The sequence below is a fragment of the Kitasatospora sp. UYEF31 genome, from assembly GCF_057291755.1.
Window position 1 is genome coordinate 1 of record NZ_JBXAWK010000077.1, and the last position, 24,001, is coordinate 24,001.

24 protein-coding genes, 2 pseudogenes and 1 riboswitch are annotated in these 24,001 nt (G+C 69.0%); of the genes and pseudogenes, 17 read left to right on the forward strand and 9 right to left on the reverse strand.

Annotation, left to right across the window (positions count from 1 at the left end; translation table 11 throughout):
* Nucleotides 1-92: 92 nt before the first annotated feature.
* Nucleotides 93-1,013: a LysR family transcriptional regulator gene (locus AC0Z36_RS26545; RefSeq protein ID WP_485465593.1), complete on the reverse strand. Its 921-nt coding sequence runs from the start codon at nucleotides 1,011-1,013 to the stop codon at nucleotides 93-95.
* A 257-nt stretch (nucleotides 1,014-1,270) separates the two neighbouring features.
* Here AC0Z36_RS26545 and AC0Z36_RS26550 point away from each other — a divergent pair, with 257 nt between their 5' ends.
* Both AC0Z36_RS26550 and AC0Z36_RS26555 read left to right on the forward strand, forming a co-directional pair.
* Complete coding sequence (locus AC0Z36_RS26550; protein WP_485465594.1) at nucleotides 1,271-2,485, forward strand: amidohydrolase family protein; 1,215 nt, start codon at nucleotides 1,271-1,273, stop codon at nucleotides 2,483-2,485.
* Nucleotides 2,486-2,853: 368 nt separating this feature from the next.
* Nucleotides 2,854-3,144 carry a DUF1330 domain-containing protein gene (locus AC0Z36_RS26555; RefSeq protein ID WP_485465595.1) on the forward strand — a complete coding sequence of 97 codons (291 nt, stop codon included), beginning with the start codon at nucleotides 2,854-2,856 and terminating at the stop codon, nucleotides 3,142-3,144.
* A gap of 81 nt (nucleotides 3,145-3,225) precedes the next feature.
* Here AC0Z36_RS26555 and AC0Z36_RS26560 read toward each other — a convergent pair.
* Nucleotides 3,226-3,513 (reverse strand): annotated as a pseudogene (locus tag AC0Z36_RS26560) (transposase family protein); the annotation flags it as partial.
* Between the two features lie 1,078 nt (nucleotides 3,514-4,591).
* Between AC0Z36_RS26560 and AC0Z36_RS26565 the strand changes: the two are divergent.
* Entirely contained in the window at nucleotides 4,592-4,945 is a 354-nt protein-coding gene (locus tag AC0Z36_RS26565; RefSeq protein ID WP_485465596.1) for an arsenate reductase family protein, read from the forward strand.
* Here the strand turns inward: AC0Z36_RS26565 and AC0Z36_RS26570 are convergent.
* Complete coding sequence (locus AC0Z36_RS26570) at nucleotides 4,881-5,837, reverse strand: EamA family transporter (RefSeq protein WP_485465597.1); 957 nt, start codon at nucleotides 5,835-5,837, stop codon at nucleotides 4,881-4,883. The genes AC0Z36_RS26565 and AC0Z36_RS26570 overlap by 65 nt on opposite strands.
* Before the next feature lie 125 nt (nucleotides 5,838-5,962).
* On the opposite strand from AC0Z36_RS26570, the gene AC0Z36_RS26575 reads away from it, so the two are divergent.
* The 3 genes from AC0Z36_RS26575 to AC0Z36_RS26585 all read left to right on the forward strand — a co-directional run bounded on the left by AC0Z36_RS26575 (nucleotide 5,963) and on the right by AC0Z36_RS26585 (nucleotide 9,458).
* Nucleotides 5,963-6,904, forward strand: a complete 942-nt coding sequence (locus AC0Z36_RS26575) for a LysR family transcriptional regulator (RefSeq protein ID WP_485465598.1) — start codon at nucleotides 5,963-5,965, stop codon at nucleotides 6,902-6,904.
* A gap of 106 nt (nucleotides 6,905-7,010) precedes the next feature.
* A complete protein-coding gene (locus AC0Z36_RS26580; RefSeq protein ID WP_485465599.1) occupies nucleotides 7,011-7,937 on the forward strand; it encodes an SDR family oxidoreductase in 927 nt (308 codons plus the stop codon).
* Between the two features lie 324 nt (nucleotides 7,938-8,261).
* Complete coding sequence (locus AC0Z36_RS26585; RefSeq protein WP_485465600.1) at nucleotides 8,262-9,458, forward strand: CoA transferase; 1,197 nt, start codon at nucleotides 8,262-8,264, stop codon at nucleotides 9,456-9,458.
* 99 nt (nucleotides 9,459-9,557) lie between these two features.
* On the opposite strand, the gene AC0Z36_RS26590 is transcribed toward AC0Z36_RS26585, so the two are convergent.
* The 5 genes from AC0Z36_RS26590 to AC0Z36_RS26610 all read right to left on the reverse strand — a co-directional run bounded on the left by AC0Z36_RS26590 (nucleotide 9,558) and on the right by AC0Z36_RS26610 (nucleotide 14,701).
* Entirely contained in the window at nucleotides 9,558-10,517 is a 960-nt protein-coding gene (locus AC0Z36_RS26590; RefSeq protein ID WP_485465601.1) for an electron transfer flavoprotein subunit alpha/FixB family protein, read from the reverse strand.
* Between the two features lie 113 nt (nucleotides 10,518-10,630).
* Nucleotides 10,631-11,392, reverse strand: a complete 762-nt coding sequence (locus AC0Z36_RS26595) for an electron transfer flavoprotein subunit beta/FixA family protein (protein WP_485465602.1) — start codon at nucleotides 11,390-11,392, stop codon at nucleotides 10,631-10,633.
* 818 nt (nucleotides 11,393-12,210) lie between these two features.
* Nucleotides 12,211-12,408: a hypothetical protein gene (locus AC0Z36_RS26600; RefSeq protein ID WP_485465603.1), complete on the reverse strand. Its 198-nt coding sequence runs from the start codon at nucleotides 12,406-12,408 to the stop codon at nucleotides 12,211-12,213.
* A gap of 65 nt (nucleotides 12,409-12,473) precedes the next feature.
* The gene (locus tag AC0Z36_RS26605; RefSeq protein WP_485465604.1) at nucleotides 12,474-13,712 is read right to left on the reverse strand and encodes an adenylosuccinate synthetase; all 1,239 of its coding nucleotides are present in this window, start codon (nucleotides 13,710-13,712) and stop codon (nucleotides 12,474-12,476) included.
* The gene (locus AC0Z36_RS26610) at nucleotides 13,709-14,701 is read right to left on the reverse strand and encodes a hypothetical protein (RefSeq protein ID WP_485465605.1); all 993 of its coding nucleotides are present in this window, start codon (nucleotides 14,699-14,701) and stop codon (nucleotides 13,709-13,711) included. Before AC0Z36_RS26610 ends, AC0Z36_RS26605 begins: the two co-directional genes overlap by 4 nt.
* A gap of 85 nt (nucleotides 14,702-14,786) precedes the next feature.
* Between AC0Z36_RS26610 and AC0Z36_RS26615 the strand changes: the two genes are divergently transcribed.
* A complete protein-coding gene (locus AC0Z36_RS26615; RefSeq protein ID WP_485465606.1) occupies nucleotides 14,787-14,975 on the forward strand; it encodes a hypothetical protein in 189 nt (62 codons plus the stop codon).
* Here AC0Z36_RS26615 and AC0Z36_RS26620 read toward each other — a convergent pair.
* Nucleotides 14,918-16,036 (reverse strand): molecular chaperone DnaJ, encoded by a 1,119-nt coding sequence (locus AC0Z36_RS26620; RefSeq protein ID WP_485465607.1) that lies wholly within the window; start codon nucleotides 16,034-16,036, stop codon nucleotides 14,918-14,920. The two genes, AC0Z36_RS26615 and AC0Z36_RS26620, sit on opposite strands and share 58 nt — an antisense overlap.
* 234 nt (nucleotides 16,037-16,270) lie before the next feature.
* Between AC0Z36_RS26620 and AC0Z36_RS26625 the strand changes: the two genes are divergently transcribed.
* The 10 genes and pseudogenes from AC0Z36_RS26625 (at nucleotide 16,271) to AC0Z36_RS26670 (ending at nucleotide 23,942) form a co-directional block, all read left to right on the forward strand.
* Nucleotides 16,271-16,627, forward strand: a complete 357-nt coding sequence (locus AC0Z36_RS26625) for a hypothetical protein (protein WP_485465608.1) — start codon at nucleotides 16,271-16,273, stop codon at nucleotides 16,625-16,627.
* A gap of 98 nt (nucleotides 16,628-16,725) precedes the next feature.
* Complete coding sequence (locus tag AC0Z36_RS26630) at nucleotides 16,726-17,097, forward strand: hypothetical protein (RefSeq protein WP_485465609.1); 372 nt, start codon at nucleotides 16,726-16,728, stop codon at nucleotides 17,095-17,097.
* Nucleotides 17,088-17,300: pseudogene (locus AC0Z36_RS26635) on the forward strand (zinc-binding dehydrogenase); the annotation flags it as partial. The gene AC0Z36_RS26630 and the pseudogene AC0Z36_RS26635, both read left to right, overlap by 10 nt.
* Nucleotides 17,301-17,365: 65 nt before the next feature.
* A riboswitch (guanidine-III (ykkC-III) riboswitch) is annotated at nucleotides 17,366-17,428 on the forward strand.
* Between the two features lie 11 nt (nucleotides 17,429-17,439).
* Nucleotides 17,440-17,754 carry a DMT family transporter gene (locus AC0Z36_RS26640; RefSeq protein ID WP_485465610.1) on the forward strand — a complete coding sequence of 105 codons (315 nt, stop codon included), beginning with the start codon at nucleotides 17,440-17,442 and terminating at the stop codon, nucleotides 17,752-17,754.
* An 88-nt stretch (nucleotides 17,755-17,842) separates the two neighbouring features.
* The gene (locus AC0Z36_RS26645) at nucleotides 17,843-18,808 is read left to right on the forward strand and encodes an STM4015 family protein (RefSeq protein WP_485465611.1); all 966 of its coding nucleotides are present in this window, start codon (nucleotides 17,843-17,845) and stop codon (nucleotides 18,806-18,808) included.
* A gap of 2 nt (nucleotides 18,809-18,810) precedes the next feature.
* Nucleotides 18,811-19,872, forward strand: coding sequence for an STM4014 family protein (locus AC0Z36_RS26650; RefSeq protein WP_485465612.1), 1,062 nt, complete (start codon nucleotides 18,811-18,813; stop codon nucleotides 19,870-19,872).
* A gap of 11 nt (nucleotides 19,873-19,883) precedes the next feature.
* Complete coding sequence (locus AC0Z36_RS26655; protein ID WP_485465615.1) at nucleotides 19,884-20,681, forward strand: STM4013/SEN3800 family hydrolase; 798 nt, start codon at nucleotides 19,884-19,886, stop codon at nucleotides 20,679-20,681.
* A gap of 149 nt (nucleotides 20,682-20,830) precedes the next feature.
* Nucleotides 20,831-22,138 carry an STM4012 family radical SAM protein gene (locus AC0Z36_RS26660; protein WP_485465616.1) on the forward strand — a complete coding sequence of 436 codons (1,308 nt, stop codon included), beginning with the start codon at nucleotides 20,831-20,833 and terminating at the stop codon, nucleotides 22,136-22,138.
* Nucleotides 22,135-23,133 (forward strand): STM4011 family radical SAM protein, encoded by a 999-nt coding sequence (locus AC0Z36_RS26665; protein ID WP_485465613.1) that lies wholly within the window; start codon nucleotides 22,135-22,137, stop codon nucleotides 23,131-23,133. Before AC0Z36_RS26660 ends, AC0Z36_RS26665 begins: the two co-directional genes overlap by 4 nt.
* Nucleotides 23,134-23,189: 56 nt before the next feature.
* A complete protein-coding gene (locus AC0Z36_RS26670; protein WP_485465614.1) occupies nucleotides 23,190-23,942 on the forward strand; it encodes a hypothetical protein in 753 nt (250 codons plus the stop codon).
* Nucleotides 23,943-24,001 lie beyond the last annotated feature (59 nt).

Below are 24,001 nucleotides of genomic sequence, written 5' to 3' on the forward strand. Positions count from 1 at the left end.
ACCTCGCCAAGCGCATAACGGACGAAACAACACCAACCTGGCGAGGGACTTACTAGTGCATAAAGGTAAATTTGCCTACATTAAACGCCCTCTCACAGCTGCTCGGCGAGGTCGCTGTCGGCCGCCACCGTACGGAGCAGTTCCACCAGCGCCTTCACTCCGGCGTGCTCCCGGTCCGTACGCCAGAAGACGGTGACCGCCACGTCGGGTGCTCCGGTCAGCGGCACCTGGACGACACCCCGCACGGGCCGCTGCCGGGCCCAGCTGCGCGGGGAGAGGCCGATGCCCTCGCCGTCGACCACCCGGGCGATCACGTCGTCGACACTGCCGTACGCGTCGACGATCTCCGTGGCGCCGGCGTCGCGGAGCGCTTCGGTGACCCTTCCGTACAGCCTGGGGTGCGGTTGCCGGGGCCAGACCACCAGCCGTCCCTGGGAGACGATCTCTGTCACATCCACCGTCTCACGGCCGGCGAAGACATGCCCCTGGGGAACCAGCGCGACGAAGGCGAAGGTGCCGACCCGCGCCGTTTCGAAGCCGGGTCCCAGTTCGGGCATCCAGCCGATTCCGGCGTCGAGCGCACCCTCCCGCACGTCGGCGACCTGGCGCGCGGTGGGCTCACTGGTCCACTGCACACGCAGTTGCGGGTAGCGGATGTGGAGCGCGGAGATGGCCGTGGACACCAGGGACGGGCCGAGGCCCGAGGTGTAGCCGACGCGCACCTGCCCCGCCTCCCGGTGCGCCCGGTGCCGCACGTCAGCCACCGCGTCGTCCAGCAGGCGCACCGCTTCGTCCGTTTTGCGGCGGAACACCTCACCCGCGGGCGTGAGCGACACCGGCAGTGACGATCTGTCGACAAGTCGTGATCCCAGCTGCTGTTCAAGCCTTCGTACGGCTTTGCTCACCATCGGCTGCGACAGGTAGAGGCGCTCCGCCGCCCGGCCGAAGTGCCGCTCCTCGGCTACCGCGAGGAAGCACCGCAGATCACGCAGCTCCAAAGTTGTTCCAGCCATGGTCGTCCCAGCCGTTGAAGAGTGTCGAAGACCGCAGAAGCTATTCCTGTACGGCATATCTTCATCGGAAACTGCCCCTTGGCCAAGGGCTTCTGACGGGATGTGATGGGGGGCATGGCGACAAGGTCGGGATCAAGCCGCCGACCAATGACGTTTTCGCCGCGAGGGCGGGTGCCGGACACGACGCGGCGCAGCGGAGTCGTGGACGCTTTCCACCCGCCTCCGAGCGGCGCGGACACAGCACGGAGGAGAACAGCATGGCCCTCGAAATCCCCCGGATCATCTCGGTGGACGACCACGTGGTCGAACCGCCGAACCTGTGGCAGGACCGACTCCCGGCAAAGTACAAGGACCGCGGCCCCCGCGTCGTCCGGGAGAAGGCCAAGTTCAACTTCATCGGCGGTGTCTTCAGCTACGAGCGCGGCGCTGAGGACGGCGAATGGTGTGACTGGTGGCTGTACGACGACCTGGTCTACCCGTTCCCGAAGCTCTCCGCGGCCGTCGGGTTCGACACCCTCGACGTCACCCCGGTCACGTTCGACGACATCCGCCCGGGCGCGTGGATCCAGTCGGAGCGCCTGAAGGACATGAAGGCGAACCACATGGACGCCTCCGTGTGCTTCCCCAACATCCTCCCCCGCTTCTGCGGCCAGGCGTTCTACGAGCGCCAGGACAAGGAGCTCGCGCTCCTGTGCGTCCAGGCGTACAACGACTGGATCATCGACGAGTGGTGCGCCGACGACGGCAAGGGCATCCTCCTGCCGATGACGCTGATCCCCCTGTGGGACCCGCAGCTCGCGGCCAAGGAGATCCACCGCTGCGCCGCCAAGGGCTCGTTCGCCGTGGCGTTCTCGGAGAACCCGGCCCCCCTGGGCCTGCCGAGCATCCATGACAAGGACCGCTACTGGGACCCGTTCTTCCGCGCCTGTGAGGAGACGAACACGATCGTGTGCATGCACATCGGTTCGTCCTCGAAGATGCCGTCGACGTCGGCTGACGCGCCGTTCATCGTGTCGTCCACGCTGACGTTCCAGAACGCCATGGGCTCGATGGTCGACTACATCTTCTCCGGTGTGCTCGACCGCTTCCCGAACATGAAGATCGCGTACGCCGAGGGCCAGGTCGGCTGGATGCCGTACGTCCTGGAGCGCGCCGACAAGCTGTGGGCGGAGCGGGACGACAACTCCTTCGGCTCCTCGCTGAAGAACGCCCCGTCCTCGTACATCAAGGGCCGCATCTACGGCTGCATCTTCGACGACGAGATCGGCCTGCGGAACCGCGACCTCATCGGGATCGACCAGATCTGCTTCGAGGTCGACTACCCGCACGCGGACTCGACGTTCCCGAACACGCACAAGATCGCGCTGGACATCGCCACGAAGGCGGGCCTGACGCAGGAGGAGTGTTACAAGCTCTTCCGCGGCAACGCGATCAAGGCGTTCGGCATGGAGCGGTACGGCATCACGAAGTAAGTCTTCATGATCCAGTGACGGATGATCGCGGCCGGCCGTGAGCATCCGTCACTGGCTCAAGGCGCTTCCCAGCCCAGGGCGCTCCCCGCGTCACCCGGTTCCCCGCACGATCCGGAACTCCGGCGGCGGTCGCCCCCAAGCGCCCCGCAGGATGCCGGTCAGGGCCGCCCCGTCCGTGCGGATCTGCGCGGGCGTGACGCTGACCACCGTCAGCCCGGCGGCCTGCATCCGCTGCGCGCGCTGGGCGGGGTGCTCCCGGTCGGGGCCGAAGGCGTGGTGCGCTCGCTCGCAGCAGTGAATCCGGCGTCAGACGTGCACTTTCCGACGTGCGTTCTCGGACGCGCACTTTCCGAACACTGGAGGTTCTCGTGGCCAAGGGCTACTGGGTCAGCGCCTACCGCACCATTTCCGACCCCGAGAAGCTGGCTGCCTACATCATGCTGGCTGGTCCGGCCATCGAGGCCGGAGGCGGACGGCTGCTCGCCCGCGGCGGGCGGGTCGTCGCCCACGACGACGGCGTCGCCGAACGCGTCGTCCTGATCGAGTTCGACAGCTTCGAACAGGCCGTCGCAGCGCACGCGAGTGAGGCCTACCAGCAGGCGCTGCTCGCCCTGTCCGACGGCGTCGAGCGCGACTTCCGCATCATCGAAGGCGTTTAGGATTCAGCTCAAAAGTGAGGTCTTCAGTCGGCGCTGGCAGATGATCGCGTAGCCCGGGGTGAGGAACGCCTGGTGGAGGTCGTCGTTGCGGTTGCCGCCGGTCAGCGTCGCGGCCGACGGGATCCCGTGCGCCTCGACGATCACACGGTGCTTGCTGCCGGTCCTGCCTCGGTCCACCGACGACGGTCCGGTCACCGGACCGCCCTGCAGCGCCCGCACCTGCGAGCCGTCGACCGCGGCCTGGGAAAGGTCCAGCAGGTCGGCGGCCCGCAACTCGGCCGGCAGCACCTCATGCGGCCGCTGCCAGACCCCGGCCCCGTTCCAGTCGTGCAGCCGCCGCCAGCACGTCATGCCCGAGCCGAAGCCCAGGTTCCTGTGGCAACAGCGGCTCGATCCGCTCCCCCAGGCCGTCATCGACCTCCCAGGGCCGACGTGTGCTCTTCTTCGTCCCGGCGGCCTCACACCTCCGGCAGCATCAACGATGCCTGACACACACCGCATTCCCGCAGGTCAGACAGCCCAATTTTGTTACGAGTCCTAAGCGCTACGCGGCCCGCCAGCGGGCCTGCTTCTCGCCGGGGAGCTTAGAGCACACCATCGATGTGCCTTTGGAGGTCGCTCCGAGCGCGCCCACCGGGGAGCAGTAAGCCCCCGGGTGCACTCCGGCCTTGGGCTTCTCGGGCTCAGGTTTCGGCTTCTGGGTCTTGTGAGGTTCCTGAGTGCCCGGCGGTTTCGGGTCGGCTGGTTTCAGCGTGGTGGGCCGCGATCCTGATCCGCCACCCGTGTTGCTCGAACCGCTGGACGCGCCAGAGCTACTCGAACTCCCCGATCCGCCGGAGGCACCCGCGCTCCCAGAAGCTCCACCCCCGGTCACCGCTCCGCCGACCGACCCACCACCAGGCGCAGTCGGTGTGGGTGTGGGTGTCAGCGTCACGCCTGACGGCGCGGGACTCGGGCTCGCCCCCGTGCAGGATTCCGTCGACCTGACAATGTTGAACAGGAGGATCGTTTCCTCCATCCGCCCTGCGCTCTGGGTCGTCTGCGCGCAGACCAGAGTCTGCGGATCAGCGACGGAGAACTCCCCCCGCACCTGGATCTTGCTGAATCCCGCGCCCACGAGTTTCGCTTGGGCCGTCGGCAGGTTCAGCCCGGTGACGTCAGGCACTACTTTCGAGACCGCACCCTGCGAGGCAGTCGATACCGTGGGCGGTGCCACGATGGTTTTGGCGTCACCGTCATCGCAGGCTGTCAGGCAGAACGCGGAAACTATCAGGACAGCTGCGAGCGTTCGCATACGTGGTGCACGTATCACGTGTGGTCCCCCTAAGGATGTCTGCGAGGACCTTAGCGATCACCGGTGAACACGTACATAGTTTCGAACTGACCGCGTCGGAGCGCGTCAGGGCGGCGAGCGCAGGAGCTTCCCGCACGTTCCTAAACTGCTCCCATGGAGATCTGGCTCAACCCCGCGTGTTCCAAGTGCCGTGCAGCAGTGGAAATCCTCGACGCGGCCGGCGCGGAGTACACCGTACGGCGTTATCTCGAGGACCCGCCGAGCGAAGCCGAGATCACCGCCGTGCTCGCGCGCCTCGGTCTGGAGCCGTGGGACATCACCCGGACCGGTGAGGCTGTGGCGAAGGAACTGAAGACCGCCGAGTGGACCCGTGCGGACGCGGACCGGGCCCGCTGGATCACCGCCCTCGCCGCGCACCCGGAGCTGATCCAGCGCCCGATCATCACCGCGGAAGACGGACACGCTGTCGTCGGGCGTTCCCCGGAAGCGGTGCGCTCGGTCCTGTGAGCAACGGCACCGAAGCCGCCACCACAATCGTCTTCGCCCGCCGCGCCGGGATCTGCGCCAGTGCCAGGCCGAGCAGCACGATCCCGCCGCCCACGAGCTCCCATGGCCCCGGCCGCTCCCCCAGTGCCCACCACGCGGCGAGCATGCCGAACACCGGGATGAGCAGCGAGAACGGCGCGACCGTCGAGGTCGGCAGTTGGCGGAGCAGGCCGAACCACAGGCCGTAGCCGACGAACGACGACACGATCACGACGAAGGCCAGCCCTGCGACCGCGGACCAGTCGACGGTGGTCAGCGCCCGCCGGTCGGCTGACGGTCCCTCAATCGCCAGGGAGAGCAGGGCCAGCGGGATCGGCGGGATGAGCGAGGACCAGATGATGAGTCCCAGCCCGGCTCCTGCGCCGGCCTTGCGGGTCAGGATGTTGCCGACCGCCCAGGACGCCCCGGCGCCGACGATCATCAGGAACGGCCACAGGGACGCGGCCTGGCCGCGGCCGAGGGCGATCACCACCATGCCCACGGTGGCGACGCCGAGCGCCGCCAGCTGTGCGGGGCGCGGCCGTTCGCCCAGCAGGACCATGGCGAGCAGCACGGTGAACACCGCCTGGGACTGCAGTACCAAGGAGGAAAGTCCGGCGGGCATGCCCGCGTGCATCGCACTGAACATCAGCCCGAACTGGCCGACGCCGATGAACACCCCGACGCCGATGATCAATCGCCAGGGCACCTTGGGACGCCGGATGAAGAACACGGCGGGGAACGCGACCAACAGGAACCGCAGGGCCCCGAGGAGCAGCGGCGGGTAGTGGTCGAGTCCGGCGTCGATGGCAACGAAGTTGACGCCCCAGATGACGGCGACCAGAAGTGCTTGAAGTGCGTGGATGCGCTGCATGGGGCAAGTGTTGACCCCGCACATCATCATGGTCCAGCTATATTTTTTGACCTTGATTCGTTAGTTTTACTACACAGACGATTGCGTACGGATTTCAGCTGCGCGGATGACGAAAGGTCGTACGGATGGAACTCAAGCGCTTGCGCGTCCTCCAGGCTCTGGCCGAACACGGCACGGTGGCCGCGGCGGCGACACGGCTGCACCTGACGCCGTCTGCGGTGTCGCAGCAGTTGGCGGTGCTGTCCAAGGAGGCCGGGGCGCCGCTCCTGGAGCGGCAGGGTCGTGGTGTGCGGCTGACCGGGGCCGCGCATGTGCTGCTGTCGCACGCGGACGCGATCGGGGCGCGGATCGAACAGGCGCGGGCCGACATCGCCGCACAGGCTGCGGGCGAGACGGGCCGGGCTGTGGTGGCGGGGTTCCCGACGGGGATCTCGGATGTGATCGCTCCGGCGGTGGCGCGGCTCAGAGTCACCCACCCGGGGTGGACGTACGAGGTCGTGCAGTGGGAGACGGAGGACGCCCTGCCGCGTGTGGTGGCGGGGGATCTGGACCTGGCCGTGGTGATGACCTCTCCGTCGCTGCCGGGGGCGGACCACCCAAGGATCGAGCTGCACCCGCTCCTGGTGGAGCCGTTCCAGGTGGGGCTGCCCGCGGACCATCCCCTGGCGGCGGAGAAGACCCTCGGCCTGGCCGAGCACCTCGCGGACGCGGACTGGGTCGTCCCGGACGAGGGGACTGCCTGTCACAGCGTGATCATGTCGGCCTGCCAGCAGGCCGGTTTCCAGCCACGGGTGGCGCACCGGATGACCGACTTCGGGGCGATGTTCGCGATGATCGCGGCGGGGCACGGGGTGACACTGGTCCCGGCCATCGCGGAGTCGCAGGTCCCGGCGGGCATGGTGCTGCGCCCGGTCCTGGGGCCGACACCCCGCCGGCACCTGCTCGCGGCGGTGCGGCGGGGCACGGGGGTGACACCGCTCCTGGAGGCGTTGCGTACGGTGGGGCGCGAACTGACGCTCCGCCACGAAGCAGCAGCCGATCGCGACGACTTGTCGACACAGTGTTGAAAGTTGCCCGGATCCGTTCGAGGATCATCGGTGGTCACTGCTGCGTACATCTGTTGCGCGGATCTGCACACGCCTGTCCAACTGGACGTTCATACAGGAGGAATCCATGAGTGGTCTCTGCGAAGGCCGGGTCGTCGTCATCACCGGCGCGGGCAACGGCATCGGGCGCTCGCACGCGCTCCTGTTCGCTCAGGAGGGCGCGAAGGTCGTCGTCAACGACCTGGGCGGCGCACGGGACGGCAGCGGTGCCGACGCGGGACCGGCGCAGCGTGTGGTGGACGAGATCAAGGCGGCGGGTGGCGAGGCTGTCGCGCACGCCGAGGACATCTCCACGTGGGACGGCGCGAAGTCGCTGATCGACCTGGCCGTCGAGACGTACGGCCGGTTGGACGTCGTGGTGAACAACGCCGGCATCCTACGTGACCGGATGCTGACGAACATGACCGAGGCCGAGTGGGACTCGGTCATCAAGGTCCACCTCAAGGGCACCTTCGGTCCGTCGCACCACGCCGCGGCGTACTGGCGCACGCTGGCCAAGGCCGGCGAAGCGGTGGACGCGCGCATCATCAACACCACGTCGCCGTCGGGGATCTTCGGCAACGTCGGGCAGACCAACTACGGCGCGGCCAAGGCCGGGATCGCCTCGTTCTCGGTGATCGCGGCGATGGAGCTGGGGCGCTACGGCGTAACGGTCAACGCCATCGCGCCGACCGCGCTGACCCGGATGACCGAGGACCTGGCGATGCTGTCCACCGGGCCGACGGACAACCCGGAGCTCGCCGAGAAGCTCGCGCCGGAGAACATCTCGCCGCTGGTCGTGTGGCTGGGGAGCACCGCTTCCAAGAACGTCACCGGGCGGGTGTTCTCGGTGGCCGGCGGCACGATCTCGGTGGTCGAGGGCTGGGCGAACGGCCCGACGGTGGACAAGGGCGAGCGGTGGACGCCGTCCGAGCTGTCCGACGTCATCCCGGAGCTGGTCGCCAAGGCCGCCCCGAACGCCGACATGGGTGGAAACCGGCCCGTCCAGGGGTGATCGGACGGCGGGGTTGATCGGCGGGGTTGATCGGCAGGGCTGATCGACAGGGTTGATCGTAACGAGGCTGAGATCCCGCGCGGAGGGCTTTTCCCGGCACACTGTGTGCTGCACGGGGGGAGCCCTTCGCGGGCTCAGTGGCAAGACGTGGCAAGACGTGGCAAGACGTGGCAAGACAAGGATCTTCTTTCCGCAGGTCCACAGTGGTCCGGGGCGAGGTTTTACATGCGATACGTGCCTGTCAGTGACATCCGTTCGGCCGGAGCCGGGACGGAGGTCAACCGGGAAACGCCGATCCCCGCCCCCCGTGCGCCACTAGCGAACATGCGACTGCCCCTGGCCGGGTTGCGGACGGCGACCGTGGGGGTGGACCCGGGCCTGCGGCACGCCGCCAGGCTCCTGGCCCGCCTCGGTACGGGTGCCGGCACGGAGACCACCGCTGACTTCGTGTTCGACGCTTCCGGGCGCATCCCCGAGGCGATACGCACCGTGCCCGCGCACCCGGACGACGACTGGGCGGCGAGCGGCGCCATGGCGCTGACCGGGCGCACTGACGGGCCGTCACTGGCGGCCCCAGGCGCACCGGCCACAGCGGTGCGCGGGGCGCTCCTGGCGTTCGAGGCACTGGTCAGACACGGCGGTGGCCGGACACACGGCCTGCCCGACATGCGGTTGCTGAGCGAACGGGCGGCTGTACGGGGTTTCACCCGGCGCGGTCCGCTGTCGGCTGACGGGACGTTCCGGCTCCTGTGTGCGGCGGACGGCTATGTCGGGGTCACGCTGAACCGGCCCGACGCCGTGCTCGGACTGACCGGGCGGCGCGGCGATCCGTGGGCCGCGCTGGCCGGCTGGGCCGCCGACGCGATGGCGGAGGACGCTGCCGAGGCGGCGCAGCGGGCCGGTCTGGCGGCGGCCCGGGTGGGTACGCCCGGCATCCGTGACGATCAGCTGGACGAGCGCTGGGGCGACGGCGATGTGGGCCCGTTCCTCCTGCACAGCGTGACCGGTCCGGTTCCGTGGTCGGCGGCGCACCCGGTGGTGGTGGATCTTTCGCGGGGCTGGGCCGGGGACCTGTGCGCGCGGCTGCTGGTGGCGGCGGGCGCGGAGCGCGCTGAAACGCTGACCCAAAATGTCGACATAGTGATCGACGACGGGCGGTCCGGGCTTGATCCGTACGAGGTCCTGGCCGACCGGCCGGGTCTGACCTGGGTGAGTGTCACGGCGTACGGGCGCACCGGCCCGTGGGCGGGACACTCCGGGTTCGGCGACGACACCGCCGTGTCCGCGGGCCTGGTGGCCTGGGACGGGGAGACCGGCGAGCCGGTGCCGTGCGGCGACGCGGTGGCCGAGCCGCTGACGGGGGCGCACGCGGCGGTGGCGGCGTACGCGTCGTGGCTCGACGGCGGAGGGCGGCTGGTGGACATCGCGCTGCGTGAGGTCGCCGTGACGGCCCTGGAGCTGGGCGCCGACGGCCTGTCCCGCCAGGGGGTCCCGGTAGCGGCCCCCTACCGTCCTTCGTGAGTCTTCCCGGAGCCGTACGAGAGCTTTACCGCGGTTGAAAAAAGGGGCACCCCCTGCACGGGGTGCCCCTTCTTCATGGAATCTACGGAATCTACGGAATCACTTGCGCTTGTTGATCTCTTCTTCAAGCTGCGGCATGACCTTGAACAGGTCGCCGACCACGCCGAAGTCGACCAGGTCGAAGATCGGAGCGTCCTCGTCCTTGTTGATCGCGACGATGGTCTTCGAGGTCTGCATGCCGGCCCGGTGCTGGATCGCGCCGGAGATGCCCACCGCCACGTACAGCTGCGGGGAAACCTGCGTGCCGGTCTGGCCGACCTGCTGGCTGTGGGGGTACCAGCCGGCGTCGACCGCGGCGCGCGAAGCGCCCACGGCGGCACCGAGCGCGTCGGCCACCTTCTCGATGACGACGAAGTTCTCGGCACCGTTGACGCCGCGGCCACCGGAGACGACGATGTCGGCCTCGGTCAGCTCGGGGCGGTCCGACTTCTCGCGCGGGGCGCGGGAGAGGACCTTGACGCCGGTGGCGGCGGCCGAGAACTCGACCGTCACGGCCTCGACCACGGGGGTCGCCGGCTCTTCCACCGGGGTGGTGGCGTTCGGCTTCACCGTGATGACCGGCGTGCCCTTGGTGACGTGCGCTTTGACCTGGTAGGTCGCGGCGAAGACCGACTGCTCGGTCTCCGGGCCGTTGTCACCGGCGAACACGTCGACCGCGTCGGTGATGATGCCCGAGTCCAGGCGGACGGCGACGCGCGCGCCGATCTCCTTGCCGTCCGCGGAGGACGCGACGAGGATCGCGGCCGGCGATACGGCCTTGGCGATCTGCGTCAGCGCGTCGGCTGACGGGACCACCAGGTAGTCGTCGATCTCAGCTGCGTCGACGACGTAGATCTTCTGCGCGCCGAAGCGGCCGAGGGTCTCCGCGGCGGCGTCGCTGCCCTTGCCCAGGAAGACCGCCGACGGCTCGCCGAGGCGGCGGGCCAGGGTCAGCAGTTCCAGGGTCGGCTTGCGCACTGCTCCGTCGACGTGGTCGACGAGAACGAGGATCTCACCCATGAGTGTTTCTCTCCTTGTCCGGTGTAGCCCGGAAGTAGTGAAGGTGTTTCCGGTACTGCCCGGTGGCTAATGCGGCTCCAAGCGCTTCGCGCGTCGCCGTCGGCTCACGGCTGTCAGATGAACTTCTTGGCGGCGAGGAACGCGGCCAGCTTCACGCCGCCGTCACCGTCGTCCTCGACGACCTCACCCTTGGTGCGCGCGGGGCGCTTGGTGGCCGCGTCGACGGCCGAGTAGGAACCGGCCAGGCCGACCTGTGCGGCGTCGATGCCCAGGTCGTCGAGGTCCCAGGACTCCAGCGGCTTCTTCTTGGCGGCCATGATGCCCTTGAAGGACGGGTAGCGCGCCTCACCGGTGCGGTCGGTCACCGAGACCAGGGCCGGCAGGGAGGCCTCGATCTGCTCGGTAGCGACATCGCCCTCGCGGCGGCCGGTGACGGTGCCGCCGGCGACGGCGACCTCGTCCAGGTAGGTCACGGCGGGCAGGCCCAGGCGCTCGGCGACCATCGTCGGGACGACGCCCATGGTGCCGTCCGTCGAGGCCATGCCGGTGACGATGAGGTCGAAGCCGGCCTTCTCGATCGCTTTGGCGATGATCAGCGACGTACCCAGTGCGTCAGCGCCCTGGATGCCGTCGTCATTGACGTGGATCGCCTTGTCGCCGCCCATCGCGAGGGCCTTGCGCAGGGCGTCCTTGGCGTCGTCGGGGCCGACGGTCAGATAGGTGATCTCAGCTTCGACACCCGACTCGACGATCTTGAGCGCCTGCTCGATCGCGTACTCGTCGAGTTCGGAGAGCAGGGAGTCGACCGACTCGCGGTCGGACACGCCGTTCTCGTCGAACCCGCGGTCCCCGGTGGCGTCGGGTACGTGCTTCACGCAGACAACGATTTTCACAACAGTTCTCCTGTGGTCGTCCGGTCACCCAGGTACCGGTTTTTCGCGCGACGCCGGGCGCCGTATACGACGGAGCGAAGCGACGTCGGATACGGAATCAGCCCGGTCTCGCGCCAAGCACAGCACCGGGCCGAGGGTGTCATGCCCGTCAGAGGCCGCGTCTCCGCAGGGAGGCGATCCCCGGCCCGCATGATCCGCATCATGGCATCCGCCCTGATGTGGTCCACGCGCACCTCCTCGGTCATCGGGCCAAGACGGCTCCGGCCCCATGATCCATCAGCGGCCGCGTCCGCGCGCCTGCCCGGTGTGCGGACACACCGGGTGACGCCGGACACGACCACCGTGTGACGGTCCGTCAACTTTTGGTCGAGGGTACGCGCCCCGGAAGGAAGCCTGTCCATCACCCCGGAGGATCCGCCGGGCCCCCGGGATGACAGCAGACTTCGATCTGGCGTGCGAACCCAATGTTACTGGAGAGTAATACGCGTTCGGGCGCGTGTCACCACTGCTTGGAGTGAAGGAGAGATAGGTCACCGGAAACGGGACAAACAGCGCTCCGGGGCGACGCGCGACCGGGCTTCGGCCGGGCTTCGGCCGGACGGGCCACCTTGACGCCGCGACCGGGCAGGCCGCAGCCGCGCGGGGCGCCGTCGATGCAGACCGCTCCGCAGTCACGGGCGTCCTGGAACAGCCCTTCGACTTCGGGACGGAGCCGGTGGACACCACTGGAACCACTAGCACCATTGACACCACTGACACCACTGGCACCAACGACCCGCCGGCCCGCCTGCCCGCCTGCCCTACTGGGCCGACTGGGCCGACTGGGCCGACTGGGCCGACTGGGCCGACTGAACCGCTGGGTCGTTGGGGCCGCGCGCTCCGGTCGCCCTGTCTCCACCCTCCACCAGCACCTCCAAGTCGAAGACGACCGTGTCGATGCGGTCGAGGCCCCCTCGCGCCGCCGGGCACCGGACGGGGGCTGAGCGGCCATCGCTCATCTCCTCTCGGCATGAGCGGCTGATCACCGCACGCACATGCTGTCCGACGGTGCGTCATGCACCAGTCATAACTCTCCCGCAGGGTGGGCGACGGCAAGGGGCGACCGGTGGTCGACCTTGTCCCCGGTCCGCGGCCCGTAGGAGCGCAGGCTGACCGGAGCTCCGAGCACATCACTGACGAACTCCGGCCAGTCCAGCGGCTCTGCGCGCCGAAGGGGCCGGGCCCGCAGCAGACTCCCCGTCATCCCCGGCGTGATCCGGTCAACTTCCGAACCGTCGATGTCGTACGAGACAACCGCCTCGGAAACGGCGGCGTCCAGGTGTGTCAGGGCGATTTCGTCCACTCCCCCGCAGACTTCGACGGCGTAGCGGTGTGCGACCGCGTCGAAGTGGCCGACCCGGAAGGCTCCTTGCCACTGCCCCGTGCCGTTGTGGGCGTCCGGGAGGTCCAGCGCCTGGTCCTCCGTAGGGTGTGGTCCTGGGCCGTGCCGGGTGGTGTACGTGCGGACCACGCCGATCCGCTTCGCCCGCCCGCCCAGCAGCGTTTCCGCGTTGGCGAACGTTGTTGTCGACCAGGTCGTGTAAGGGGCGAAACCGTACGTCTCGTCGAGCAGGACCCCCTGGGCACCTTCGAAGACACACGGTCCCGTACGCAACATCCGCTGCACATAGGAGTCGTCCACCAGCCGGACCCGTTCGGCGAACGCCGCGTAGACCGCCGCGCAGTCCGCCGGACCCGGTCCGCCCATGGGGCCGAGCGCGGCCTCCAGGTAATCGCGTACGGCCGTCATTTTCCGTACCAGCAGCGCCGGTTGCTCGCAGTCACCTGCCCGGGGGGCGAGTTCCGGATGCCGGAGTGCGAACGCCGCGGTCTCGCCGATGCCCATCCCGCAGGATCCGTGCCGTCCGTCGCCCCGGCGCAGTTCCCTGGCCCGGTTCGCCATGATGTGGAACGGCGTTGTCAGTAACGCCTCCCGATGCACCGTCAGGAGATCGAACGCGGCGGGGACACCGACGGACCGCAGGTGGTCGGATTCGGCCGCGAGCGCCAACGGGTCGACCATCATGAACCGGGACAGGTGAGTGCGTACACCGGGCGTGAACGTACCGGACCCGAACTGCGCGAAGGTGTGGTGCCGCCCGTCGTCCGTGACCACGTTGTGCGCGGCCTGCGCACCGCCGTTGAACCGTACGACGGCGTGGACCGGCCGGCCCCGCGCTTCAGCCCGGGCGCACAGCCGGTCCACGACCGTTCCTTTGCCGCAGTCCCCGTAACCGAGGTCCACGACTACTACGTGGTTCACAGTCGGGAGGTCCCCGTACTACTGCCGTCGAGGCCGGGCAGCTTCCCGGTGGTGGCCACCGCGCCGCCGCGGCCGTCCGCGTAGGCCGACAGTGCCTTCGAGACCGTCGCCGCGTTCTGCGCGAGGCCGACGTCCCGCAGGTCGGCCAGTCCCTCGTCGAGGTCGATCGCGTCCTCGGCGAGGCCGATGGTGAGCGCGATCGTCTCGCAGACCGCGTCCAGGTCGTCGAGTTCGATGACGTTCTGCCGCAGCAACGCCTTCCAGCGGCCGAGGACTTCGGAGTCGCCGGCGTACGCCGCGCCCTGCGGGAGGATGTAGTAGACCTCGAACCGGCGCTGGAGTTCGGCAACGATCGCCGCGATGGGGATGTCCTCGCCGATCCGGTCCCCGACGACGTCGGCGACCTCGCGGCGCTTGACGCGGTCGTACGGCATCTCGTCGCCGATGATGAACAGGTAGCCCTTCTTGCCGCGCTTCTCGTGGCAGTCGATCGAGGTGTGGCGGGCGAGGAAGTACAGGGCCAGTTCGTACGATTCGCGCTTCTGCCCGCCGCCTCCGCCCTCCAGGAAGATGCTGCCGAGCTGGTCGTCCAGGCGGTTGTCCGACTCGAACTGCCCGGCCTGGAGCGGCACCCGGTCGCAGGTCGCGTCGCCGATCCCGCCGAACATGATCTGCGGGTGCTCGACGTAGCCCTTGCGCAGGAGCAGGCCGAACAGTTCGGGGAGTTTGGTCTGGAGCACGCGCGGCACGCCGCCCATCGACCCGGTGACGTCGAAGAGCACCGAGATGGCCAGGGTGGTGGGGTGTTCGGCGCTGTCGCGGCTTTCCCGTACGTCAACTCCGTGGGGGTCGAGGCTGGTGTGCGCCTTCCACGTCGAGCGCGGGGAGCGGGTGCTGGTGTCGCTGTAGTGGAAGGCGCTGCGGCCGGCGCTGCGGTTGTAGCTCTGCGCCGCGTCGTAGACGTTGGTGGACCAGTTTCCGCCGCCCATTGTGGTGCTCCTTTGCACTCGGGGCTCGCTCGGGGCGTGCCGGGGTAGGCGCGGGGCGTTCGGAGCCCCGTGCGTCCCCTTGTTCATGTCACAGGCACTGTTTCTGTATCAGGCACTGTTTCTGTATCAGGCGCTGATTCCGTATCAGGCGCTGATTCCGTATCAGGCGCTGATTCCGTATCAGGCGCTGATTCCGTATCAGGCGCTGATTCCGTATCAGGCACTGCGCGCCCGCCGCGGCATGTGGAACTGCCGGAACCTGCGCGGTCCGTAGAGCTTGCCGAGCAGCTCGTCGAGTTCGGCGAGCAGCGCCCACGCGTCGTGCGGGCGCCGGGGTTCGGCGGGCAGGGTGCAGCCGCGGATGAACCGGCTGATGGGTTTGGGTGTCAGCTCGGGGCTCAACAGCCAGTCGATCGTCCGGGTCGCGGTGTAGATGTCGGTGGCCTGGGTGGGGGTCTGCTTGGCCGGGACCTCCGGCGGGTACAGGTCGGCGTGCCGGTCGAGCATCGCCGGGGTGTGGCCACCCTCTGCGAGCAGCGTCGAATAGCACCAGTCGACGAGGACCAGGCCGTGCTGCCGGGGGTGGATGAGCACGTGTTCGGGCACGACCGCGCCGTGCACGACACCCGCCCGGTGGGCGTAGCCGATCGCGACGAGCAGGCGCCGCCAGATCCAGGCGGCGTCGCGCGGGTCCAGGCCTTCGGGGTACTCCTCCTTGACTTCGGTGAGCGGGCAGAAGCCGCGGACCCGCTCGATGATGTTGGCCCGGCGTTCGACGCCGCTGTCGGCGTCGCGGTGCCGGAAAGACTCGACCAGGCGCGGCACGTATGCCCGGTAGTCCGGGTCACCGTCCCGCCCGATCCGCTCCAGCGCCGCGGCCTCACGCTCCATCAGATCATTGTCGGAGACCGACCGCGGCAGCTTCAGCAGCCCGCCGGCCTCCTTTCCGTCCGGGGCCACGTACGCGACCTTGTAGAGGGTCGCGATGTCTCCGCGGGCCCGTTCCTCCCCCACGGAGTAGACCCGCTCGCGGGTGGTGATGACGACCTGTCGGCCGGTCACCCCGGTAATGTCCTGCTGGTAGGCGGCCCACAGTTCGCCGAGCCGCCGGAACGCGCGGTCCGCCTCGTCCCGGCGGCCTTCGGGGGCCGTGTCCGGGTGCAGCAGCCGGGCGAGGATCCGGTAGGTCCGGCCCCCTGCCCGCAGGCATGCTTCGAGGGTTCCGTCGTACGGGCCGAACAGATCCTGTGGGCCGCTTACCCCGTCGGCCGCGCCGAGCGCGCGGCGCGCCTGGTCGAACGTGGCCGGCGGAGCCGGTGAGGTGGTGCCAGTCATGGGTCCCCTCCCCTGACGGGCGCGGCGGTCTGCGGGCCCGGGGTTCCGGACCAGGCGCAGTGCCGCTGCGGGCGGTGGTGCTCTCGCCGGGCTGTTCCTGAAGTTCGGAGCAGCCCGCCCCGGCACCCGTTCGCGTCACATTGACGATAGAGGGTGTCGCGGCGTCGCGCCACCCAGTTATCCCTCCGATGTACCGACGCGCGGATCGGTTCCCGAACCGGACGGCTGTACGTCGTGTCAGGTCTCCCTTCAGAGCTACAGGACGAAATCGCCGACACCCGACCGACACCGCGGCACCTCACCTGTCGGGAAGAGGAGGAGATCTCCTGGAGCCCGCAGGACGACATCACAGCCCTGTCGCGCGCCTTCCGGAAACTGGAGACGCTGATCGTCAAGGACGGGCTCAACCTGACGCTGCGTCCGGTGGAACACAAGCCCCTGAAGCACCTGGAGTTCCGCAGCGGCGGGCTGTCCGATGAACCGATCCGGGAGCGGCCCGCGACTGCCATCAGGCCGGCACTGGAACTCGGCGCGGAACTGAAGCGCACCGACTGGGGCGACGACGGACGCTACGTCACAGTCGGCGAGTAGCGGAAATTCCTTGACTTGAACCAGACTTCATGTTGTTAAGCACTGATCACGGCGGACCAGGCGCTGTCAGTCCACTTCCCTACCCAGAGGTCAAACTCATGAGTCAGCTGGAATTCGGCGACGAGTGGTTCCCCGCCCTGCTGCCTCCCGTACTCATCAGGGAGGGTGCGGAAAAGCTCCGCCGACTGGCGCACGCGCATGACCGCCCGATGCCCGGCATCACCCTCGCGTTCCCCTTCGTCGTCGGTACGGACAGCAGCGACGCCAAGCGCACGCGGATGGCCACGACCACCGCCGAGCTGTACGACCTGGCCTACGGGCAGGCCTACGACCTTCCGCTCCTCGGCGAACCCGCGGCGATCGCCGAGCAGTTGGCGGTCCATCAGGACGCCGGTGTCAGCCGCGCCGTCCTGAGCACCCCCGCACAGGACTGGCCCGGCGAGTACGAATCCGTGCTATCGCGGAACTGACGGCGGACGACGTCGTGCTCGCGCCGGCCGCCGCGGGCGGGATCGGGTCGCTCGTCGTCCAGTACGCGAAGAACCTCGGCGCCACCGTGGCCTGTCTTGCCGGTGGACCCGAAAAGACGTCCAGAGTAAGCGCGTTGGGTGCCACGCACGCGATCGACTACACCGCCGACGACTGGTCCGGCCTCGCACGGAAGGCCCTCGGACTGTGACCAGTCATGAGCACATCGTCACAAAATGACCCATACACGCGGAATGTGAGATCCTGGAAACGGAGCCCGGACCGGCTCCCGGACGAGGCGCACCGTACCCGGCTATGACAAGACGGCGCACAGGGAGCTTGTCGTGGCCTGGATCATTCTTATCGTCTCCGGTGTCCTGGAAGCCGTCTGGGCGACGGCCCTGGGTAAATCCGAGGGTTTCAGCAAACTGACGCCGACCGTCGTCTTCGGTGTCGGCCTCGTGCTCAGCATGGCGGGTCTGTCCTACGCCCTGCGCGAGCTGCCGGTGGGCACCGGCTACGCCGTGTGGGTCGGCATCGGAGCCGTCCTGACCGTCACGTACGCGATGGCCTTCGACGGCGAGGCCTTCTCCGTCACGAAGCTGCTCCTGCTCCTCGGGATCGTCGGCTGCGTGGTGGGCCTCAAGGTCCTCCACTGAATGTCGCGGCCGTCGCCTTCGCACTGAACCAGTACGAAGGCGACGGCCGTACCGCTGCTGTCAGCCGCCTCTGCGAAGATCTCTGGTCATGCGCTGTGATGAGTACGCCATCGAGTTCGGCGGCCTGCCGGTCCATGAGTTCCCGGTCGACATGGCCCCCGAGGCCCGGCAGTCCGACGAGGAGACCCCGGCGGCGGCCGACGTCGCCTGGAAGGTCGCCGCCGAGTGGGAAGGGTCGCCTTTCCCGGACGTCTTCCAGGAGTTCCTCGACCACGTCGACACGGCCGGGGTCACCGCACTGCTCCTGGGCACCTGGGGTGAGCCGATGGTCGACGACGACCAGCACCCGGGAATTCCGATCCTGGCGGCTGCCGCCGACCGGTTCCCGGCGCTGCGGCACGTGTTCGTCAGCGCGATCGAGTCGGACGAGTTCGAGATCTCCTGGTTGCGTTCCGGCGATGTGACACCACTGTTGGCGGCGTTCCCCGAGTTGGAGACGCTGGTCGTCCGGGGCAGCGAGAAGGTCTCGGTCGCGCCTGTCCGGCACGAGGGCCTGCGGACGCTCGTCTTCGAGTCCGGCGGCCTGCCCGCCGGTGTCGTGTGGAGTCTGGGCGAGTGCGACCTGCCGAACCTCAACCGGCTTGACGTGTGGCTCGGCGTCCCCGACTACGGCGGTGACTGCGCGCCCGGCGACCTCACCGGGCTGCTCACCAGCACGCTGCTGCCGGAGCTCAAGCACCTCGGGCTGATGAACAGCGAGTTCCAGGACGGGATCGCCGCCGCCGTCGCGCAGGACCCGATCGTGGCGCAACTGGACGTCCTTGACCTGTCGATGGGGATTCTGACCGACGACGGAGCCGAAATGCTGCTGGCCGGGCAGCCGCTGACACATCTTAAGAAACTGAATCTCCGTCACCACTTCATCGGCGAGGTGCTCGCAGCGCGTCTCAGGACGACTCTTGAGCCCGCCGGGGTGGAGCTCGTGCTGCCGGAGCCCGAGGAGCCCGACGCCTGGGACGGCGAGGAGCACCGCTACACCGAAGTCAGCGAATAGCCTTGCGGATCACGGTTGTCGGCAACCCGGGGCACCGCAGACTCGAAGGCTTCGGCGAAGCCGTGCGCGCGGCGGGGCTTCCGCCGTTCCGCCTCGTCCCCTGGCGTGATGTGCTCACCGGCGCGGCTGTGTTCGCAGCCGGGCCGGTACGGATCGACTCGCCCGGCGAGGACGCCGAAGTCCACCGGCTGCTCGGCGGCCAGGCGGACCCGCACCGCGTCGAGGGGGGTTCGGTCCGCCACCACCGGTTCACCGCCGCGCTTGCGGACATCCGTACGGCCGTCTCGGAGGTGCCCGGCGCACGGCTGGTCAACGATCCGGACGAGATCGCGGTGATGTTCGACAAGCGGTTGGCGCACGCGCGGCTCAAAGCGGCCGGGGTGCATGTTCCCCCCGCGTTGCCTCAAGTCTTTTCGTACGGTGAACTCCGGGCGAAAATACTGGAGTTCCGGCGTCCGAGGGTGTTCGTCAAACCGGCGCACGGTTCTTCGGCGTCCGGTGTAGTGGCGCTGGAGACGGCGCGGGACCGTGTTCAGGCGACGACTTCGGTCGAGCTGGTGCGGGCTGGACCGGAGCTCTACAACTCGCTGCGGATCCGTAAGTACCGTGCCGAGGCCGACGTCGCGGCGATCATCGACGGCCTCGCGCCCGACGGGCTGCACGTCGAGGGCTGGTTGCCGAAACTGACGCTGGGCGGCCGGGCCGTGGACCTGCGGGTGCTGGTTGTCGCGGGTCGGCCGACGCACATTGTGGCCCGGTCCAGCACGTCGCCGATGACCAATCTGCACCTGGGCAACGCCCGGGGGGATGTGGCCCAGGTCCGGGCAGCGGTGGGTGAGACTGCCTGGTCGGAGGCTATGGATACGTGCGTACGGGCTGCCGCCTGCTTCCCGCGCACCCTGCACGTCGGTGTTGATCTACTGTTCGCCGCGGACCGCCGGCGGCACGCGGTGGGCGAGGTGAACGCCTTCGGCGACCTGCTGCCGGGGGTGCTTTTCGAGGGACGTAATACGTGGGCGCAGCAGGTGCACGCACTACTCAAGGGCTGGACTCCAACGCCATGAAGAACCCCGATATGAACGAAATCGTGGGCACACACGACCTGTTGCTGGTCACGCTGGACACGCTCCGGTACGACGTCGCCACGGAACTGCTCGCGGCCGGGCGGCTGCCGAATCTGGCGAAGGTGCTGCCGGAAGGTCGCTGGGAACGGCGGCACGCGCCGGGGTCGTTCACGTACGCCTCCCATCAGGCGATGCTGGCCGGGTTCCTGCCGACGCCGGTCGGGCAGGGGCCGCATCCGCGGCTGTTCGCCGCGCGGTTCGGCGGGAGTGAGTCGACGGCCGGGAAGACGTGGGTCTTCGACGCTCCGGACCTGCCGGCCGCGCTCGCTGCGGCCGGCTATCACACTGTCTGCGTGGGGGGTGTGGGGTTCTTCAACAAGCAGAGTCAGCTTGGGTCTGTTATCCCGAATATGTTCGCGGAGAGCCACTGGAGCCCGGAGACGGGCGTGACGTCGCCGGGATCCTTCGAGGCCCAGGTCGCCTACATCGAGGAAGTCACCACCGACAAGCCGCTGTTCGTGCTGCTCAACGTGTCCGCGCTGCACCAGCCGAACTGGTTCTACGCCGGGGGCGCGACAGCGGCGGACGGCGACAGCCGGGAGACCCACGCTGCCGCGCTGGAGTACGTGGACCGGCACATCGGGCGACTGTTCGCGGCGATGACCTCCCGGCGGCCGTGCTTCGCGATCGTCACGTCGGACCACGGCACGGCGTACGGCGAGGACGGGTACACCGGGCACCGGATCGGTCACGACGTGGTGTGGACGGTCCCGTACGCGGACTTCTTCCTGACTCCTGGTCAGGACTGACGGGACCAGCCGGGGATTCCTCCCGCCCCGTGGAGCGCGCCGACCCCGCCCGGGTCTTCTGTCGGCCGGGCCGCATACAGTCGGGCCACGGTCGGGGTCCGCCCCTGGACCGCCCGACACCGCACGTCCCGCCCGGAGTGACCGTGACCCTGCCCGCCGTCGGCCCGTACCAGGGCTATGTCTACGCATATCCGCACAAGACCGCGTACCGGCCGCTGGACCCGCACCCGGCGCTGCGCGACGTGTGGGCGGGTGAGGACGTCGGAAGCCTCTCCCTCTACGTCCACATCCCGTTCTGCGAGATGCGCTGCGGGTTCTGCAACCTGTTCACGCGTACGGGAGCGCCCGGCGAGCTGGTGGCCGGGTTCCTCGGGGCGCTGGAACGCCAGGCGCGGGCCGTACGGGAAGCAGTTCCGCGGGCGCGCTTCTCGCTGGCCGCGGTGGGTGGTGGGACGCCGACCCATCTGGACGCCCGGGAGCTGGAGCGGATGTTCACGGTGCTGACCGGCACGATGGGCGCGTCGCTGCCGGGCATCCCGCTGTCGGTGGAGACGTCACCCGCCACCGCGACCCCGGAGCGCCTTGAAGTCCTTCGTGCGTACGGGACTTCGCGAGTGAGTATCGGCGTGCAGAGCTTCGACGAGCGGGAGGCACGGGCGGCGGGGCGTCCGCAGAAACAGGCCGAAGTCCAGCGGGCGCTGGAGAACATCCGGTCCGCCGGCTTTCCCACGCTCAACATCGACCTGATCTACGGCATCGACGGGCAGACGCGGAAATCGTGGATCCGTTCGCTGGACGCCGCGCTCAACTGGAATCCCGAGGAGGTCTACCTCTATCCGCTGTACGTCCGGCCGTTGACCGGTCTGGGCCGCACCGCCGCGTCCCGGGCCGACTGGGACGGGCAGCGGCTCGACCTGTACCGGGCAGGGCACGACCACCTGCTGGCGAACGGCTACGAGCAGTACTCGATGCGGATGTTCCGCCGTACGGACGCCCCGCACTCGACCGAGTCCGACTACTCCTGCCAGTCCGACGGCATGATCGGCCTGGGCTGCGGAGCCCGTTCGTACACCTCGGAGCTGCAATACTCCTTCGACTACGCGGTGTCGGCCACCCAGGTGCGGTCCATCCTGGACGAGTACGTGACGCTCAGTCAGGATGACTTCAGCGCAACGCGGGTCGGCTATGCGCTCGACAACGCTGAGCAGCGCCGCCGCCATCTGCTCCAGTCCCTCCTCCAGGCCGGCGGGCTCGACGCCGTCTCCTACCGGAAGCGCTTCGGGACCGACGCCGCAGTCGACTTCGCCGCCGAACTGGCACCGCTGGCCGAGCGGGGATGGCTCGCCGCGGACGGCCTCAGGCTCACGCCGGAGGGGCTCGCGTGGTCCGACCACATCGGGCCGCTGCTGTTCTCCGCGCGTACGCGGGCCCTCATGGGCGGGTACGAAATCAAGTGAGCACCGCCTTCCTGGGGTTGCCGACCACGGCTGTTCCCGGCACGGGCTCCGCGCTGAGCATCCTCTACCGCGGGCCGCTCGCCTCGTGCGACTACGACTGCGGCTACTGTCCGTTCGCCAAGCGCCGGGACAGTCCGGCGCAGCTGCGGGCGGACCGTACGGCCCTGGAACGTTTCGCCGCATGGGCGCACGACGCGCCGGAGCGGCTGTCGGTCCTGTTCACGCCGTGGGGCGAGGGGCTTTCCCGCAGCTGGTACCGCCGTACGCTCGCCGGACTCAGTCATCTCCCCCACGTGGACCGCGTCGCGATCCAGACGAACCTGAGCGCCCTGCCCTCCTGGACCGAGGCCGCCGACCTGTCCACGCTGGCCCTGTGGGGCACCTACCACCCGGATCAGGTCCCGTACGACCGTTTCCTGAGCCGGTGTCTGGACCTGAACGCGCGCGGCGTGCGGTTCAGCGTCGGGGTCGTGGGTCTTCCGGAGCACCTTGACGCGGCCCGGCGGCTGCGGGCCGGACTCCCCGCTGAGGTCTACCTGTGGGTCAACGCGGCTGCTGGACACTCCTACAGCGACGAAGCCGCCGCGCCGTGGCGGGAGCTCGACCCGCTGTTCCCGTACAGCCGTACACCGCACGCCTCGCACGGCCTCCCGTGCCGCACGGGCGAGTCCGTCGTCTCCGTGGACGGCGACGGGACGGTACGCCGCTGCCACTTCGTGCCTGAGGTGCTGGGGAATTTGTATGACGGTTCGTTCCGCGCGGCGCTGGAGCCCCGGCCGTGCCCGAAGGCCGAGTGCGACTGCCACATCGGCTATGTGCACCTGGAGTCGCTTCCGTTGTACGGGGTGTTCGAGGGCGGGGTCCTGGAGAGGATCCCCGCCCGGCGGGCTGACCAGGGCGGGGACCCGCAATCCACAAAGTGGGACACCACACTAAATCGCATCGCAATGATCCGGGCGGGTAATACTTACTCGTCTCAGTCAGGCCCTGACTGATATCGCCGCGCGGCGGCACGGTCCGCGCAGTCGCTCCGAGAAAGTTCCCCGACACCATGAGCCCCTCTGACGCCGCGTCCCCTGACCACCCCGGAGCACCGGAGCAGGCACGGGGGCAGGACCAGGAGGAGCCGGGGACCGTCGCCGGTCTGGCTGCGGCCTGGTGGCGGGACGGACACCTGCACCTGCGCGGCTATGCCTATCCGCGGGCGTCCGGTGGTGTCCGGAGGCGTGCCGGGTTCAAGCTCCTGGAGCTTCGTGAGACGACGTCGGACCGCCGGACCCGGCTGATGGCTGGGCCCCGGTTCCGGCTCGACATCACCGAGCAGAGCAGTGAAGAAAGCTTTCGGCTGGACTGGGCCGGGTTTCACGTCGTCCTCGCCCCGGACCGGCTGAAGCACCGGGGCCGCTGGCAGGACGGTACGTGGCAGGTGACCGCCGGCCCGGTGCGGCACGGGAAGCCGCAGCCGGGCCCGGTCACACCGCACTGGACGGGCTCGGGCCAGCACCCGCCCGCCGCCTGGGTCGCCGAGGACGTCCGCGTCATACCCGTGTTCGCGGACGGCGGGCTCCGGATCCAGGTCCAGACCGTGCGCGCCCGCGTCACCGGGCTGCGCGCCGTCGCAGGCGGCATCGAGGTCAGCGGCACCATGGCGGTGCCCGCCGACCGGACGGGGATCACCCTGCGCCTGCGCGACCACGCCTGGGACACCGTTGCCGCACTGCCCGGCAGCATCGCGGAACCCGGCAGCATCACTGAAACCGGCAGCATCACTGAGAGTGCGGTATGTGACCTGATGCCCGTTTGACGCTTGGGGTTGGGAGAGGAGTCCTGGTCGGCGGGGCGGACTGGTGCTCAGGGTCGGGG